The following is a 15199-nucleotide window of genomic DNA, read 5'->3' on the forward strand; positions in this document are numbered from 1 at the left end:
TCACAAAATCATTTATCAAGTGTTATAGACGTAATCAAATACTCAGGTAACGGATGATTGGTTAGCAAAAAACGCTTAGGCGTTTCACCTAACAAATACCCCTGATACGGCTGACTCTTTTTAAAATAGAGGTTATAGTTATTGGCATCGGTAAAAACAAACACACGTTGATCACTCTTCCAAACGGACCAAAATTGCTCCGCTGTTCTTAGCGTTTTATCCGCACCTGAGTTAGACATTCTTGCTGTATTGGCAAGTTCACCTTCATTTGCCACAATCCAAGTTAAACGATCTAAGTAAAACTGAGCATCATAAAAATAACCACCATAATTGGCAACAATAGCATTCGGATAGGCTTTTAATAGTGGTGCTACAATATTAGTCAACGGTTTTACTGTTTTTTGTGCAAAATATTGAGAACCTGACCATCCCAAGTTAAGAATAATCATCATTGCTGCAACAAACCATAACATGATTGTTTTCAGGTTATCGCGTTTAAGATAAATACAACCCATAATTGCTGTAATGATTGCCACTACAGCACCCAACCAATAATAAACTGCGATTTTCAAAAAGAACATTGAAAACTGTGGAATAAATGGCAAAATAACAAATGCAATTGCAATAGCTGCAAAAAAAACTAACGCCACAATAACACTTGCTTTAGTTGACTTTTTTAATTTAACGTCATTCAAAACCTTATCGAGTCTACGCGCAATTAAAATTGCAAATGGCACAACAATTGGAATCAAATATCCTATCAAGATGGATTTTGAGAATGCAAAAAACAGCAAAATACTCACCCCCCAAACAAATAAGAACCATTCATTTTCGTGTTCTCTACGTGTTCTCCATTTAGTTAGCACTGATTTAAAAACTTGTGGTAGAAAACCAAACCAAGGGAAAAAACCAATAATGAAAATTCCAAAATAAGCAAACTTGCTCATTTGCCTACCTTGCTCATCGGTGGCATATCTTAAGATCTGCTGCACAACAACATAGTAGTGAAAAAATTCAGGATGTTCGCTGTTAACTGCAATAATCCAAGGAATCGAAATCAAGACCACAATGACTAAGCCAAGGTACAAACGGTAATCTAAAAGTAATCGGAACTTACCAACAATAATTGCCCATAAACCAATAATCATCATAGGAAACACAATGCCAATAAGACCTTTGGTCATCACTGCTAAACCTGAAAAAATAAAGGCATTTAGCAACCACAGATTGTTTGTCCAGCTTTTTTGTTTATATTGCCTTGATGCCCAAAAAGACAACATAGTGACCGTAATAAAAAAAGCAACACCTGCATCTAGATTCAGATAACGCGCACCCCCCAAATACAAAATTGAAGTCCCAGAAACCAATGCTGACCATAATGCCACACGCCTTTTTTGATAGACAATCCGACAAACAACATATACAAATAACACACCAATTATCGATAATATCGGATTTGGCAATCTTGCTGCCCAAATATTAAAACCAAAAAACTTAAGCGATAAAGCCGTTAGCCAATAAATCATTGGCGGCTTTTCAAAATAAATCACGCCATCTAAATGCGGTACGACATATTCATTATTCACAATCATCTCACGTGCAATTTCAGCATATCTGCCTTCATCTGGGGTGAATAAAACAGGCACACCATAAAGGCACAGCGCAACTGCCATAATCAAACTCAATATTAATAAATCACACCCAAAAATACGATCCACTTGCATACGTAAGCGACAATGACTTCCGTGTTTTATCATAACTTTTACCACATTAAACGGGATAACATTAAAATAACCGAAATTATAACATCGAGAAATTATTTTGCGCCATTTTTTATCGGATAGGTTTCTGTGTACATGAAGAAAGGTTTGCAAAGTTTTGACGGAAGCGTTATTTTTTCTTAATTTTCAAAACATGAGAAAAATACTTCAATCAGCTATCGCAGTTAAAGGTTTCAAATTGTGTTTGATAATTATACAAAGATCAGTTTAAGTGCAATTCAAATGAAAAAATTCTACTGTACAGAAAGAAAAGACTAAAAAATAGGGGACAAGCGCTGTACAATGCAAAAGCTTAAATCACAGTAGATGGAGCACAAATCATGCAACATAATAATGAATTTCTTAAATTGGTTAATGACGCCAAAACACGTATTCAAGAATGTGATATTTTTCACATTAAATATTTAATGGACAATGGTACTTTAGATGGTGTATTGATTGATGTTCGCGAAGAATCTGAATATACACACGCACATTTACCAGGAGCCTATCATCTAAGCAAAGGTCTTATTGAAGTCAAAATAGAAACACTTATTCCCAATAAAGAACAAAAGCTTTACCTTTATTGCGGTGGTGGCTTTCGCTCTGCCTTAAGTGCAGATAATTTACAAAAAATGGGATATCACAACGTTATCTCTATTGATGGAGGATTTCGTGCTTGGATTGCTGAACAATTTCCAGTTGTCATTAAAGGTGAATAAGCCATGTTTCGTATTGGTCATGGTTATGATGTTCATAAAATCAGCACTCAAAACAAACCACTAATACTTGCTGGAATTGAGGTTCTCGCCCCTTTTTCGTTAGAAGCACACTCTGATGGTGATATCGTTTTACATGCCTTAACCGATGCACTTCTTGGTGCTGCTGCTTTAGGGGACATTGGACAACACTTCCCTGACACCGATCCAGCACATAAAAACAGAGCAAGCAAAGATTTTTTATTGCATGCGCAAAAGAACGTGGTTAGTTTAGGCTATCAAATTTCCAATATCGATATTACAGTTGTAGCACAAGTACCGAAGCTTGCTCCCTATATCAATGAAATGTGTCAATCGATTGCTTCACTGTTGCAGCTTAAATTAAATCAAGTTAACATCAAAGCCACTACAACTGAAAAGCTTGGGTTTATCGGCAGAAAAGAAGGTCTTGCCTGTTACGCCGTAGCTCTGATCTATCAACCTTAAGGAGAAGTTATGGTAATCGCTCTTATTTTAAGCATGGTTGCTGCTTTATTAATTGGAATCCTTATCGGTTTAAACTTGCGCAAAAACAGTAAAGCTTTAAACACCGAGCTGGAAGAGACAAAAAAATTATTAACGCATTATCAAAATACGGTTAACGAGCACGTCCATAAAACACATGAAATCATGGAAAGTATCTATCAACAGTTTGCTGAGCTCCAAAAGCACTCACAAGAATATAGTGTAAAACTGAATCTAGATCCTTCTAGACAATCTCTTTTGCAACCCAAAGTGTATATTGATAAAAAAACTAATCAGCCACTTTCCGCTCCAAATATACCAAAAGATTATGCAAACGGATCTGATGAAAAATAACGCAATATATAGGTACTCTCAAGCAGGTTTGAAGCTTTTATTTACCAGCTAGTGCCCCTTATACGACTTCTTTAATCAGCACACACGAGTGCAAGCAAAATTAAACGATGGAAAGAACATGGAATCACATTACAAAATTGCCATTATTGGAGGTGGTATTTCAGGAATAAGCTTTGCCCATTTTGCCGCTTGGAAAAATCATTCCTCTATTGTCATCGAAGCAAGGGATAAAATCGGTGGCTGTATTGAAACTTATTACAGTACAAAGGCGCACGATTTTTGGTTAGAGCTTGGTACTCATACCGTCTACAACTCTTATCAACACCTAATTGATTATTGCAACCAAAAGGGGCTATTAGAACAACTCCAAAAACGAAACAAATATCCTTTTAAGCTTCTTATTAACAATAACATCTGTTCGATTATACCTCAGCTTAACCTTATGCGTGCAGGATTGGGTTGGCCATTATTTAAATTCACCACTGCCAAAGATAAAAGTGTTAAGGAATACTTTAGTTTTGTATTTGGCAAACAAAACTATAATACAATCTTACGTTATTGCTTTGATGCCGTGTTATGCCAGAATAGTCGTGATTTTCCAGCTGATTTTTTATTTAAAACACGCAAAAAAAATAAAAATTTACCCAGAAGCTTTACTTTCAAAAATGGCATGTCCAGTTTGTTTAATAATTGCGAAAACGAGGTTTTCACGATTCGTACCAATACCACATGTAACGGTATTTACTATCAAAACAACACTTGGCATATTAAAACTAACCATAGCGAATTAACGGCAGATAAGCTTATCTTGGCAACACCTTGGGATATTACCCAGAAACTTCTTAAAGATATAAACCATCCACTTGCAGACTTGCCACACCAGCCAACATTATCAAACCTCATAACGGTAGCACTTATTGTCGATCAGGATAAAGTGAAACACATCAAGCCGCTTAATGGGTTAATTGGTGTGAATCAAAGCTTTTATTCAATAGTAAGTCGCGATGTTATTGATCATGAAAAATACCGTGGATTTACCATTCACTTTAAACCAGAAAATCACGACATAATAAGTTTGATAACGAAGTTTTTAGCCAAGCTCAATATCCCTAATGATGCACTTATTGATACTTATATCAAAACAAATAGCTTACCATGTTACCAGACTCACCATTCAAGGTTCTTAACCTCTCTTAACAAGCGTCTTGTTCAAGATAATAGCCTTTATCTTACAGGGAACTACTTAACTCGCCTGGCAGTAGAGGATTGTGTTAAGCGATCTTATGAAGAATTTTTGCGTTTAGTATCTACAAGCTGATTATGTGTGTTTTCGAGATTTTCTTAACACTAGTCCAAATCTGTTGATGAAAATATTCAACAGACCTTTAAATCATCAAAATGTAAGCTATAAATCACGCATAAACCATGCTTCCAAAGCTGCAACCTGTTCTTTTGTCAACCACAAACCAAGCTTACTTCGCCGCCAAATGAGTGCATCAACATCAGTAACCCATTCTTCTTTTACTAAGTATTCCAGTTCCTTTTGGTAAAAGTTATAGCCAAAACATCGTCCCAAATCATCATATGATTTTGCATCTGTTAGCACATCAAAACTCTTCATCCCATAAGATGCGGCAAATCGATAAGCGTGCTTGGCTTCAAGCCACGGGTACGTTTTTTTGAGTTGTTGCATAATTTCGCTAAAAGAATGTGCATTTCCACCTGCTGTTGGAACGCGATCCGTTACACAAGAGCCCATATTAGGGAAATAGGGCTTTAATTTATCAACCACATGTTGTGATAAAGTGCGATAAGTTGTAACCTTACCACCAAAAACAGATAATACAGGTAGCTTACCGTTTTGATCTTCTAACTCAAGATGATACTCCCTTGTGATCTTTGATGGATCAACTGAGTGATCATCATACAGTGGACGCACACCCGCATAACTCCAAATGACATCTTGCGAAGAAATATGTTTTTTAAAATAACCATTAATTAATTTACATAAATAATCTGTTTCTTCTTCACTAATCTCAATATCTCTTGGATCGCCCTCATAATTTAAATCAGTTGTACCAATTAAAGTAAATTCGTTTTCGTGTTCAGAGACAAAACCATACGGCAAGGCAAACACAATTCTGCCATCTTTATTTTGCAAAATATACGCATGATCACCGTTATAAAGTTTAGGCACAACAATATGACTGCCTTTTATTAATCTTACTCCAGATTTTGAGTTCGTTTCCAGCACATCATCAATAATATTGGCAACCCATGGTCCACCTGCGTTAACAATTGCCTTTGCATTAACCAAAACTTCTTTGTTACTATTATCCAACAGCTTGACTTGCCATTTTTTACCTTGCCTTTTTGCTTCTACACAACGATAAGGTATTAAGATCTTCGCGCCATTGTCTTTTGCTTCAATAGTATTAAATACCACCATCCTGGAATCATCAATTCGGCAATCTGAATAAGCAAATCCAACTTTAAATTCATCAACTAATTGCTGACCTTCTTTGCTACCCACAAGCGAGATTTTTTGTGATTTTTTAAGTGACATTTTACCTGCTAGAAAATCATACAAGAACATGCCTATGCGAATCATCCATACTGGGCGCAAATGCTTAGCATGCGGTAAAATAAAGCGAAGCGGATGAATAATATGTGGTGCTTTTTTCAGCAGAATTTCTCGCTCCTTTAATGCCTCTTTAACGAGTTTAAATTCATATTGCTCAAGGTAGCGCAAGCCTCCATGTACAAGTTTACTACTTGCAGATGAAGTGGCTGAAGCTAAGTCTTTTGCTTCACATAGTACAACGCTTAACCCTCTTAAGCTTGCATCAAGCGCAATACCTGTTCCATTAATACCACCACCAATAACCAATAAATCTGTTTCCATCTCGTTATTTTCTTGCAATTGCATAATCACTTCATTAATTTAGACTGTAGACCGCGGTGTATTGTAGCTGATTCCAAATGATTTTTCTAATCATTAAAATCACGGTGTTGACATATCAGCCAAATCAGTTCAAAATGTGCTGCATTTTAAAATTTGACAGTCATTCCTATCCCAGAAAAGCGTGTCCATTTCTTGGTTTAGCGAACTGTAACCTAAAGAATTTAAGAAATAAAAAATAAGCTGGAGAACAACATTGGCTAATACTAAACAGGCTAAAAAGCGTATAAGACAAGCGGAAAAAAACCGTCAACATAACATGGCTCGTCGCTCAATGATGAGAACGTTTATGAAGAAAACCATTAAAGCAATTGAAGCACAAGATCTTTCTTTGGCGAAAGAATGCTTTGCTAAGCTTCAACCTGTACTAGATCGTTATGCGACAAAAGGTCTTATTCACAAGAACAAAGCGGCACGTCATAAAAGTCGTATCCATGCCAAAATAAAGGCTTTGTCACTTGCTGCTTAATAAAAATTTGCTCCTCAAGATTTAAATTAAGCCTAAAAGCTCCTATCATGGGGCTTTTTTTTTAAAATAAAATATAAGGTCTTTTATTGCAAAATAATTTGGTGATCAGCACCTATAACCTCATAAGGATGTAACATGTACTCACTAAAAAAAATTGCCCAAATTCTAGGCGGACATGTACACGGTGATGAAGCCATTACTGTATCTCGCCTTGCAACGCTCAAAAATGCACAACCTGGTCAGCTTTCTTTTCTTGCTAATAGCAAATACCTTTGTGAATTAAAAACTACCCAGGCCTCTGCAGTTTTACTCACTAAGGAAGCACTAGCACTTTGCCCAACTAATGCTGTCGTGCTTGATAACCCTTACCTTGCATTTGCAAAAGTAGCACAGTTATTTGATAAAGCTCCAAAGGCGCAACCTGGTATCCACTTATCCGCAGTGATTGCAAAAACAGCGATCATCGCAAATAATGTAAGTATTGGTGCAAACGTTTTGATTGGTGAGCATGTCGTGATTGCTGATGGAGCTATCATTGGTGCGAATTGTGTTGTTTTAGACAATTCTAGCATTGGTAAATACACCGAAATTAAACCAAACGTTACTATTTATCACGGCGTTGAGATAGGTGAAAAGTGTATTATTCATGCTAATTCTGTCATCGGTTCCGATGGCTTTGGTAACGCTAAAGATGAACAAGGCAACTGGGTCAAAATTCCTCAAATTGGTGGGGTCACCATTGGAAATAATGTAGAGATAGGCGCCAGTACTTCAATTGATCGTGGTGCGATAGATGACACGTTTATTGGCGATGGTGTTAAAATCGATAACCAGATTCAAATTGCGCACAACGTTGTCATTGGGGAAAATACAGCGATTGCAGGTTCATCGGGTATAGCAGGTTCTGTCACCATCGGCAAAAACTGTCTCATTGGCGGACAAGTTGGCATCAGTGGTCATTTGTCAATTTGTGATGATGTGATGCTTGCTGCTGCATCTAACGTTAGTAAAAGTATTGATACACCGGGCTTTTACACAGCAGCCTTCAATGCACGACCACACATGGAATGGAAACGTACCAGCGCACGCATTTTTAGGCTAGATAAACTTGAGAGTCGTGTTAAAATGCTCGAGAAAAAATTGCAAGACGACAAATAAAAAACTTTAAGGCACCTCACTCATGCAGCTTAATATTCAACAAATTAAAGAAATTTTACCCCACCGATATCCCTTTTTATTAGTCGATAAAATCATCGATATGGATATTGGCACAGGTACTGTTGTAGCACAAAAGAACGTCACTGCAAACGAAGAGTTCTTTAATGGTCATTTTCCAAATCAACCTATTATGCCAGGCGTACTAATTGTTGAAGCAATGGCACAAGCGATTGGTATTTTAGGTGTTAAAATGATGGTATCCAACCAAGAGCAACTTGACCATAAAAAGCTATTTGTTCTTGCTGGAATTGATAACGTTCGGATTAAGCGTCCTGTGGTGCCAGGAGACGTATTAAAACTTCATGCTTCTATAGGTAAAATTAAACGTGGCATGTGTAAAAGCCATGCCGAAGCTTATGTAGATAATGAACTTGTTGCTAGCGCTGATTTTATTGCTGCCTATAGGGAAGTGTGAAAGTGATCGACTCAAGAGCAGTTATTCATGAAACGGCAGAAATTGCCGAGAATGTCACCATTGGTCCTTATGCCATCATTGGTGAAAATGCCAAAATTGGAGAAGGGTGTAACATTTCTGCTCATGCAGTTATTGGTAAAAATGCCATTGTTGGCAAAAACAATCGCATATTTCAATTTGCCTCAGTTGGAGAAGAGCCAATCGACCATAGTTTTCATGGCGAATTTTCACAACTGATCTTAGGTGATAATAACATCATTCGAGAATGTGCAACCATCCACGCAGGTACTGCCAAAGAAGATGGAACTACCCGAATTGGTAACAACAACCTCATCATGAACTATGTCCACATTGGTCATGACTGTCAAGTTGGGAACAAGGTCACCTTGGTTAATAATGCTGCTCTTGCTGGACATGTTCGTGTGGATGATTTTGCCACTATCGGCGTCAATAGTGGGGTCCATCAATTTTGCCGAATAGGTGCTTACTCTTTTATTGCACATATGGCACTTATTACTCAAGATGTGCCTCCTTACCTCATGGTTGCTTCCTCTCCAACTTCTCCTTGCGGCATTAATATAGAAGGGCTTAAGCGGGCCAAGTTTTCTACACAAGAGATCCGAGCCATCCGAGAGGCTTATAAAATAATTTATCGCCAAGGTTTACGACTAGTTGACGCCATTGAAAAACTTAAAGTGATGCAAAAAGAAATATCTGCCATTGAACGTTTTGTTACTCTATTAGAAAACTCAAAACGTGGAATTATCCGTTAATGAGAATCATGCTCGTAGCAGGTGAGCTCTCAGGGGATCAACTAGGAGCAGGTGTCGTACGTCTATTAAGACAACATTATCCAAATGCAATTATTGAAGGCATTGGTGGCACTCAAATGCTTGGGGCTGGGCTAAACGGTCTATATCCTATTGAAATTTTATCGGTTATGGGTATTATCGAAGTCATTAAACATTTGCCTTCAATTTTGAAAGTTCGCCGTGGAATATTACAGCATTGTAAAAAGAACCCTCCTGACATTTATATTGGCATTGACGCACCTGATTTTAACTTACCTATTGAAGCAAAACTCAAGGTTTTAGGTGTCAAAACGGCTCACTATGTTAGTCCTTCTGTTTGGGCATGGCGTGAAAATCGTATCAAGAAAATTAAAAAAGCGACTGACATTGTATTTGCAATTTTACCATTTGAAGAAACCTTTTATCAGAAGCACCAGCATAAAGCCATTTTTGTCGGACATCCTTTAGCCAATAAAATCCTTCTCACAGAAGATACACAAAGCGCACGAACCTATCTTGACATTACAAGCGAACACAAAATTATCGCTCTTTTACCAGGTAGTCGCATCCAAGAGCTTATAAGAATTCTACCTATTTTCTTAGAAACATTATCCAAAATTAAACAAAAAGGATATCAATTTAATGCTTTACTCCCAGTTGCTAAAAAAAGTCTTTATACGGAACTAGACAGATATAAAGAACAATTTGATGTGCTAAACATAAGACTCATTGATGGTCAGGCACACCGCGTTTTGCAAGCTTGTGATTTTAGCTTAGTAGCTTCAGGTACCGCTACACTTGAAACGATGCTCTATAAAAAACCAATGGTTATTGGCTATAAAGTATCAAATATTACAGCTACTATTGTAAAGCATATGCTTAAAACGCCATTTTTTGGCTTACCAAACATCCTAGCCAATGAAGAAGTTGTTCCTGAATTTATTCAGCAAAATTTCACCTCTGAAAATTGTGCTGGTGCTTTACAGCGCTATTTTGACGATGAGCATAAAGTCAATACAATCAAACAGCGGTTTACTGAACTTCATAAACTACTCATCCAAGATGCAGATTCAAAAGTAACTATTGAGATTATAAAATTATTAAATTCCTAGCGCTTTTGCCTTTTTAATTGAGCATTGATTGATTAGAATAAACTATCGTTGAAGATTGACCTATTAAAATAAAATGACCAAAGTCCAACTCATACTCCTTCTTAGCATCATCATCGTTATCCTGTTACTTATTGACACATTTAGACGAAGTAAGCGTAAAAGATATAAACGTGAAATGGCTGAGCTTACAGCTATACAAGAACAAGAAAAAACTGCCAAAGTAACCACTAAAGAAAAACATAAACAATCAACCAAACTTCATCAAAATCCCAAACAAGGTACTGCCGTTACAAAGGTTGAGTTAGAAGAAGACATCAAAGTCGATCCTAAATCTCCCTTAATCATCAGTGATTTTGAACAAATACAAACAACCTATCCTAAGCTTGAGAAAGGCATTGCTGTTTACTATATCAGTGCACCACGAGGTTATATTTTTAATGGCGAAGACTTAGCTTGGCTTTTCACCCAAAATGGACTCATATTTAACTCAGAACTTAAACGCTTTGAATTATTGACTGAAGATAAAGACGTGCTGTTTTTCATAGAGGCAGATGAAGAAACCCATGGTTTTGATCTAACAAACTATAAAACAACCGATTACACTTGTCTTTTATGTGCCTCAAACTTATTAGAATTATCGCAATACTACGATGTTCCTATGTGCTTTGAGTATTTTAGCAATAGCATTAATCAGATAAATCAACGTCTAGGTGGTACCTTACTAAATGAACACAAACGCCGTTTTACCAGCCATGATGAAAGCGGATATAAAAGCCATTTAAAAAATTTAAAGGTAACTGATCAAGTTACAAAGGATTCACAATAAAAGTAAAATACCTAGCTTAATATGATTTATAATCCACAACCATAATCCCAGCTACAGGTTTTGGCGAATTCATCGTAGTAATTATTGTTTTTTTCAAGGTTTTTAAGATAGTTTCTAAAATTTTGTTGAAACATCGTCTGCTTGAGTCTAGTTTCTAAATCGATAACCCTTGCAGTATCTATATCACTTAATGTCATAATATCCCGTTTAGTGAAATGAATACATGGCTGACATTCTAATGAACGATGCTTAAGTGGAGTTTGAAAGGGTGTTTTTGCAATGAGCTGATCACGCTGTTCTTCAGTCACATTTGCCAATAAATACTGTACTTGACGACTGTCATAACGATCAGATTCTTTGACTCTATCTGGTAAATCTGCTTGAACTTTACTCATGCTACGACGATTTGCCAATAAAATAATCGCATCTAACGTCTCATCGTGTTCTTCTAACCAATTTAATATTGTAATACCTTTTAAAAACCCAGCACACCAGTGAAATTGTTGTGACGGAAATTGTCTACGCGTTTCAACCAATTTACTAAAGCCATGCTCTGCTTTAAGCTTATGATGACTAAACCCTAAAGAAGTTATCCAAGCACTTGCTTTTTCAACGCGCGCTTGCCAACTTTGTGCCTGCCAAGCTGTATCAACTGACAATACTACAACGTCCTTAAACTTTAACTCATAGATTTTTTGAATTAAGGCTATGCTATCATCACCAAAGTTCGCAATAATGCAATACATCATTAAAGACCGCTTTGTTGTTTAAGCTTATTCAACAATGCTTTTGCTTGCAGTCTTGCTTTTTGTGCACCCAACTTAAGATGCTCATCAATAATTTTTTTATTTGCAAGTAGATATTCATATTTTTCGCGCATAGGAGTAAGCACTTCATCCATTTTCTCAAATAACAGCTGTTTAGCTTCACCCCAACTAATGCCTTCATGATAACGTTTTGCTAAAACGACAATTTCAGCTTCAGTTGCAAAATGGCGATATAGTGAGAATATCGTACAATTTTCTGTTGATTTCGGTTCTTCTGGTAATTGAGAATTGGTAATGACCTTCATCACTAATTTTCTAAGCTGTTTAGTTGTTGCAAAAAGCGGAATCGTATTATTATAACTTTTAGACATCTTGCGTCCATCTAAGCCTGGAATCGTTTGCGTTGATTCATCAAACATTGCCTCAGGTGCTTTAAGTAAATTACATTTATAGATATGATTAAAACGATTAGCAATATCACGCGCAATTTCAATATGCTGAATCTGATCTTTGCCAACTGGAACCAAATCAGCATTAAACATGATAATATCAGCAGCCATCAACATTGGATAATTAAAAAGCCCCATTGTAATCCCTGCATCATTATCTTTTTCACCATCTGCAATATTTCTATCTACCGCTGCTTTGTAAGCATGCGCACGATTTAACAGACCTTTTGCCGTCACTGAAGTCAAAATCCAATTAAGCTCCATAATCTCAGGAATATCAGACTGGCGATAAAACATAACTTTCTCTGGATCAAGCCCTAATGCAAGCCATGTTGCGGCAATTTGATAAATATATTGCTCACGCAATTTTTTATCCCAAAGTTTAATAAGAGAATGGTAGTCTGCAATAAAGAAGTAGGCGTTAAAGTCTGGGTTTTTTGCCATTTCAAGTGCTGGTTTAATTGCACCAATATAGTTGCCCATGTGTGGCGTTCCAGAGGGTGTAATTCCAGTAAGCACAATTTTTCTATCTGCTTGTTTTATATTTTGCTGCATGATGAATTAGTTATAATTTTAAGAGAGCTATAAGTTTAACAGAAAGCATATATAAGCGTAAATCTTAAATACTTATCTACTTGATCAATAGCTTTTGACTATACTAACAGCGAATTCACAATAAAGGAGTATCAAACATGCCAGGAATTCTAATTACATTTATCTTACTGCTTATCAGCGTGATAAGCTCGTGGTTTTATCGTAAACTCAGCATAATTTTATTTTGTCTGACGCTAATTTTCATGGGGTTTGTATTCTTACATCACGCTACCGACAACCTTGGACTATATTTTTAAGGAGAAAACCATGCAACGTTCACAAATCAATAATGTTGTTAAATGCTTTAACGCCATTGAAATACTAGGAGTTACATTTATTATTGCTATTGCATTTGCGTTTCAATTTATTTTTAGAGAACTGCCTTGCCCACTTTGTTTATTGCAACGCCTTGGACTATTAGGAATTGCCTTTGGCTTTCTTTTAAATGTCCGTTATCATGTACGCCCTGCTCATTATAGCCTGTCTTTATTATCGGCTGTCCTGACTTCTTTTGTCGCATTGCGCCAAATTGCATTACACATCACTGATCCTGATGGCTATGGTTCTGCTATCTTAGGAATTCATATGTATACATGGGTATTCATATTTTGTATTGTTGCTATTATTTACATCGGACTTATTATGACCATCACCCAGCAATATGAAATTGAACAGGATAAAAAAGAAATTGCTGAAGCTAGAGGCAAAAAAATTCGCATTTTTAGCCACATTGCTTTCATTATCTTTGTATTGATCATTGCTGCCAACATCATTTCAACATTAACTGAATGCGGTTTGTCCGAGTGTCCAGATAATCCTGTATCCTATATTTTGCTCTCAAAAGTATAACTTGACTTGTAGCCAAGTAATGGGTCTTTCAATTTCTGATGCTCTTCACCTGCTTATGCTTAGGGTAGCCGATGAACACCGTTTGCTTTTGTTGATGATTTCCTTTGTTTTTAATGAATACCCAAAACAAAGCATTTGTTTCATCTTCACTCAACGTACTTCTCACCTGAATGTAGATAGTCTTTTCACTCTGAGGTACAGGATCAAGAAATATTGTATCGGACATTTTTGAGTTTACTTCAAGATTGCGATGTTTAATTGCCGTACCAATCGCAGCACAGCCTGAAAGCGCTAACAATGATGCTGCCATTGATGCAGTTATTGATAATTTTAGGATTTTTCCTTTTTCTTTCATGTTTTTTCCTTATTGGTTGGTTGAGAAATGTATACAAAAACTTGCTAGTATCTCAATTGAGATATATAATAAGATGACACTGCTAAATTGAGATGTTTCTATGGCTAATACTTCGATGCTCCACGTTCGAGTTGATAATGAACTTAAAGCGGATGCAGCAAAAAAACTCGCTAATCTTGGTTTAACCGTTTCTGATGCGGTGCGTATTTTACTCACACGCATTACGAAAGAAGGAGGCATGCCAGCAGGGCTAACAATGGAACCGAAGGAGTATGACGCTTGGTTTCGTACTAAAGTTAAAGAGGCATTAACTGATCCAAATCATGTAATTTCTCATCAAGAAATTATGGATGAGGCTCAAACTTTGATTGATAAAAAACGCCGCCATGTCTGAGGTAAAATGGTCAACCCATGCACGTACCGATCTCTTGGCAATAGTGGACTATATTTCAGACGATAATCCAGATGCTGCATAACGTTTGAAAGACGACATTGAGTTAAAGGTAATAAGATTGCTGGATTTTCCGAAAATGGGACGATCTGGACGAGTAAAGGGAACCAGAGAGCTGGTTACATGGGCAAACTATATTATTGTTTATCAAGAGAATGACAATACTGTAAGAATACTTCGTATATTACACGCAGCACAGCAATGGTCTGAAATTAAGATTTGATTGTGTTTTACCCCATTTTACGTTAGGTTGCTCAAAGAGCAAAAGTTAATAAAAACAAGGACAATGCTATGAATGATAAGCAAAAAGAAAGACTTTTAAAAATCGCTGAAACTCACCCTGAATTGGCGAAAGAAATGATCGATATTTTCAAAACTGAAAAATCAAACAACCAAGAACCCATTGCCGTGAAAATGGTGAAGTCAGAAGAAGATAAAATAGAAATTACTGCGGAGCAGAAGAAGTATGCGATTAGGTGTATAAGTTTAGACTTGACCTGACAGTTGCCTATTTTTCAAACGCGATTTTTGTCAGATATGGTTGAGCAATTCAACCTTCTCTTGCCAGTGCGTTTTCCCATCAGTAAAAGTTGCTATTGGTGTT

20 protein-coding genes are annotated in these 15199 nt (G+C 36.7%); 15 read left to right on the top strand and 5 right to left on the bottom strand.

The features are described 5' to 3' along the window. Nucleotides 1-8: 8 nt before the first annotated feature. On the bottom strand, nucleotides 9-1757 hold the full coding sequence (locus DNJ77_RS08390; RefSeq protein WP_116964544.1) for a phospholipid carrier-dependent glycosyltransferase: 1749 nt from the start codon (nucleotides 1755-1757) through the stop codon (nucleotides 9-11). Nucleotides 1758-2101: 344 nt separating this feature from the next. Between DNJ77_RS08390 and DNJ77_RS08395 the strand changes: the two genes are divergently transcribed. From DNJ77_RS08395 to DNJ77_RS08410, 4 genes are all read left to right on the top strand, one after another. Then, nucleotides 2102-2482, top strand: a complete 381-nt coding sequence (locus DNJ77_RS08395) for a rhodanese-like domain-containing protein (RefSeq protein ID WP_116964545.1) — start codon at nucleotides 2102-2104, stop codon at nucleotides 2480-2482. Between the two features lie 3 nt (nucleotides 2483-2485). Next, nucleotides 2486-2965, top strand: a complete 480-nt coding sequence (ispF, locus tag DNJ77_RS08400; RefSeq protein ID WP_116964546.1) for a 2-C-methyl-D-erythritol 2,4-cyclodiphosphate synthase — start codon at nucleotides 2486-2488, stop codon at nucleotides 2963-2965. A 9-nt stretch (nucleotides 2966-2974) separates the two neighbouring features. After that, nucleotides 2975-3337: a ZapG family protein gene (locus tag DNJ77_RS08405; protein WP_116964547.1), complete on the top strand. Its 363-nt coding sequence runs from the start codon at nucleotides 2975-2977 to the stop codon at nucleotides 3335-3337. Nucleotides 3338-3455: 118 nt separating this feature from the next. Then, complete coding sequence (locus tag DNJ77_RS08410) at nucleotides 3456-4655, top strand: FAD-dependent oxidoreductase (protein WP_116964548.1); 1200 nt, start codon at nucleotides 3456-3458, stop codon at nucleotides 4653-4655. A gap of 87 nt (nucleotides 4656-4742) precedes the next feature. Here the strand turns inward: DNJ77_RS08410 and glpD are convergent, their stop codons facing one another. After that, nucleotides 4743-6266, bottom strand: coding sequence for a glycerol-3-phosphate dehydrogenase (gene glpD, locus DNJ77_RS08415; RefSeq protein ID WP_204723387.1), 1524 nt, complete (start codon nucleotides 6264-6266; stop codon nucleotides 4743-4745). 229 nt (nucleotides 6267-6495) lie between these two features. On the opposite strand from glpD, the gene rpsT reads away from it, so the two are divergent. The 6 genes from rpsT (at nucleotide 6496) to DNJ77_RS08445 (ending at nucleotide 11130) form a co-directional block, all read left to right on the top strand. Continuing rightward, nucleotides 6496-6768: a 30S ribosomal protein S20 gene (gene rpsT / locus DNJ77_RS08420; RefSeq protein WP_116964549.1), complete on the top strand. Its 273-nt coding sequence runs from the start codon at nucleotides 6496-6498 to the stop codon at nucleotides 6766-6768. A gap of 135 nt (nucleotides 6769-6903) precedes the next feature. Beyond that, complete coding sequence (gene lpxD, locus DNJ77_RS08425; RefSeq protein ID WP_116964550.1) at nucleotides 6904-7926, top strand: UDP-3-O-(3-hydroxymyristoyl)glucosamine N-acyltransferase; 1023 nt, start codon at nucleotides 6904-6906, stop codon at nucleotides 7924-7926. A gap of 22 nt (nucleotides 7927-7948) precedes the next feature. Beyond that, the gene (gene fabZ, locus DNJ77_RS08430) at nucleotides 7949-8401 is read left to right on the top strand and encodes a 3-hydroxyacyl-ACP dehydratase FabZ (protein ID WP_116964551.1); all 453 of its coding nucleotides are present in this window, start codon (nucleotides 7949-7951) and stop codon (nucleotides 8399-8401) included. 2 nt (nucleotides 8402-8403) lie between these two features. Continuing rightward, entirely contained in the window at nucleotides 8404-9174 is a 771-nt protein-coding gene (gene lpxA, locus DNJ77_RS08435) for an acyl-ACP--UDP-N-acetylglucosamine O-acyltransferase (RefSeq protein ID WP_116964552.1), read from the top strand. Next, a complete protein-coding gene (lpxB, locus tag DNJ77_RS08440; RefSeq protein ID WP_116964553.1) occupies nucleotides 9174-10304 on the top strand; it encodes a lipid-A-disaccharide synthase in 1131 nt (376 codons plus the stop codon). Before lpxA ends, lpxB begins: the two co-directional genes overlap by 1 nt. Before the next feature lie 175 nt (nucleotides 10305-10479). Beyond that, nucleotides 10480-11130: a cell division protein ZipA C-terminal FtsZ-binding domain-containing protein gene (locus DNJ77_RS08445; protein ID WP_157966657.1), complete on the top strand. Its 651-nt coding sequence runs from the start codon at nucleotides 10480-10482 to the stop codon at nucleotides 11128-11130. A 26-nt stretch (nucleotides 11131-11156) separates the two neighbouring features. Here the strand turns inward: DNJ77_RS08445 and DNJ77_RS08450 are convergent, their stop codons facing one another. After that, nucleotides 11157-11879, bottom strand: a complete 723-nt coding sequence (locus DNJ77_RS08450; RefSeq protein WP_116964555.1) for a hypothetical protein — start codon at nucleotides 11877-11879, stop codon at nucleotides 11157-11159. Further along, nucleotides 11879-12901, bottom strand: a complete 1023-nt coding sequence (locus DNJ77_RS08455) for a tryptophan--tRNA ligase (RefSeq protein WP_116964556.1) — start codon at nucleotides 12899-12901, stop codon at nucleotides 11879-11881. The genes DNJ77_RS08450 and DNJ77_RS08455 overlap by 1 nt, the downstream gene beginning before the upstream one ends. A 137-nt stretch (nucleotides 12902-13038) precedes the next feature. Between DNJ77_RS08455 and DNJ77_RS10110 the strand changes: the two genes are divergently transcribed. Together DNJ77_RS10110 and DNJ77_RS08460 are read left to right on the top strand one after the other, a co-directional pair. Beyond that, on the top strand, nucleotides 13039-13197 hold the full coding sequence (locus DNJ77_RS10110) for a DUF5993 family protein (protein ID WP_239986779.1): 159 nt from the start codon (nucleotides 13039-13041) through the stop codon (nucleotides 13195-13197). Between the two features lie 10 nt (nucleotides 13198-13207). Continuing rightward, nucleotides 13208-13789, top strand: coding sequence for a disulfide bond formation protein B (locus tag DNJ77_RS08460; RefSeq protein ID WP_116964557.1), 582 nt, complete (start codon nucleotides 13208-13210; stop codon nucleotides 13787-13789). 28 nt (nucleotides 13790-13817) lie between these two features. On the opposite strand, the gene traT is transcribed toward DNJ77_RS08460, so the two are convergent. Further along, the gene (gene traT, locus DNJ77_RS08465) at nucleotides 13818-14144 is read right to left on the bottom strand and encodes a complement resistance protein TraT (RefSeq protein ID WP_116964558.1); all 327 of its coding nucleotides are present in this window, start codon (nucleotides 14142-14144) and stop codon (nucleotides 13818-13820) included. 100 nt (nucleotides 14145-14244) lie between these two features. Between traT and DNJ77_RS08470 the strand changes: the two genes are divergently transcribed. The 3 genes from DNJ77_RS08470 to DNJ77_RS08480 all read left to right on the top strand — a co-directional run bounded on the left by DNJ77_RS08470 (nucleotide 14245) and on the right by DNJ77_RS08480 (nucleotide 15096). Next, nucleotides 14245-14538, top strand: a complete 294-nt coding sequence (locus DNJ77_RS08470; protein WP_116964559.1) for a type II toxin-antitoxin system RelB/DinJ family antitoxin — start codon at nucleotides 14245-14247, stop codon at nucleotides 14536-14538. 85 nt (nucleotides 14539-14623) lie between these two features. Beyond that, nucleotides 14624-14818 carry a type II toxin-antitoxin system RelE/ParE family toxin gene (locus DNJ77_RS10115; protein WP_275667776.1) on the top strand — a complete coding sequence of 65 codons (195 nt, stop codon included), beginning with the start codon at nucleotides 14624-14626 and terminating at the stop codon, nucleotides 14816-14818. Between the two features lie 68 nt (nucleotides 14819-14886). Then, nucleotides 14887-15096: a hypothetical protein gene (locus DNJ77_RS08480; protein WP_116964560.1), complete on the top strand. Its 210-nt coding sequence runs from the start codon at nucleotides 14887-14889 to the stop codon at nucleotides 15094-15096. Nucleotides 15097-15199 lie beyond the last annotated feature (103 nt).

This window comes from Fastidiosibacter lacustris (assembly GCF_003428155.1).
Lineage (GTDB): Bacteria > Pseudomonadota > Gammaproteobacteria > Francisellales > Francisellaceae > Caedibacter > Caedibacter lacustris.

Bases quoted from the DNA above. Each gene is read 5' to 3' on its own strand.
- DNJ77_RS08395 (WP_116964545.1), top strand. From the start codon at position 2,102: ATGCAACATAATAATGAATTTCTTAAATTGGTTAATGACGCCAAAACA.
- DNJ77_RS08445 (WP_157966657.1), top strand. From the start codon at position 10,480: ATGGCTGAGCTTACAGCTATACAAGAACAAGAAAAAACTGCCAAAGTA.
- lpxD (WP_116964550.1), top strand. From the start codon at position 6,904: ATGTACTCACTAAAAAAAATTGCCCAAATTCTAGGCGGACATGTACAC.
- DNJ77_RS08455 (WP_116964556.1), bottom strand. From the start codon at position 12,901: ATGCAGCAAAATATAAAACAAGCAGATAGAAAAATTGTGCTTACTGGA.
- DNJ77_RS08450 (WP_116964555.1), bottom strand. From the start codon at position 11,879: ATGATGTATTGCATTATTGCGAACTTTGGTGATGATAGCATAGCCTTA.
- traT (WP_116964558.1), bottom strand. From the start codon at position 14,144: ATGAAAGAAAAAGGAAAAATCCTAAAATTATCAATAACTGCATCAATG.
- DNJ77_RS08410 (WP_116964548.1), top strand. From the start codon at position 3,456: ATGGAATCACATTACAAAATTGCCATTATTGGAGGTGGTATTTCAGGA.
- DNJ77_RS08480 (WP_116964560.1), top strand. From the start codon at position 14,887: ATGAATGATAAGCAAAAAGAAAGACTTTTAAAAATCGCTGAAACTCAC.
- DNJ77_RS08460 (WP_116964557.1), top strand. From the start codon at position 13,208: ATGCAACGTTCACAAATCAATAATGTTGTTAAATGCTTTAACGCCATT.
- DNJ77_RS08390 (WP_116964544.1), bottom strand. From the start codon at position 1,757: ATGATAAAACACGGAAGTCATTGTCGCTTACGTATGCAAGTGGATCGT.
- DNJ77_RS10110 (WP_239986779.1), top strand. From the start codon at position 13,039: ATGCCAGGAATTCTAATTACATTTATCTTACTGCTTATCAGCGTGATA.
- lpxB (WP_116964553.1), top strand. From the start codon at position 9,174: ATGAGAATCATGCTCGTAGCAGGTGAGCTCTCAGGGGATCAACTAGGA.
- glpD (WP_204723387.1), bottom strand. From the start codon at position 6,266: ATGCAATTGCAAGAAAATAACGAGATGGAAACAGATTTATTGGTTATT.
- ispF (WP_116964546.1), top strand. From the start codon at position 2,486: ATGTTTCGTATTGGTCATGGTTATGATGTTCATAAAATCAGCACTCAA.
- fabZ (WP_116964551.1), top strand. From the start codon at position 7,949: ATGCAGCTTAATATTCAACAAATTAAAGAAATTTTACCCCACCGATAT.
- DNJ77_RS08405 (WP_116964547.1), top strand. From the start codon at position 2,975: ATGGTAATCGCTCTTATTTTAAGCATGGTTGCTGCTTTATTAATTGGA.
- DNJ77_RS08470 (WP_116964559.1), top strand. From the start codon at position 14,245: ATGGCTAATACTTCGATGCTCCACGTTCGAGTTGATAATGAACTTAAA.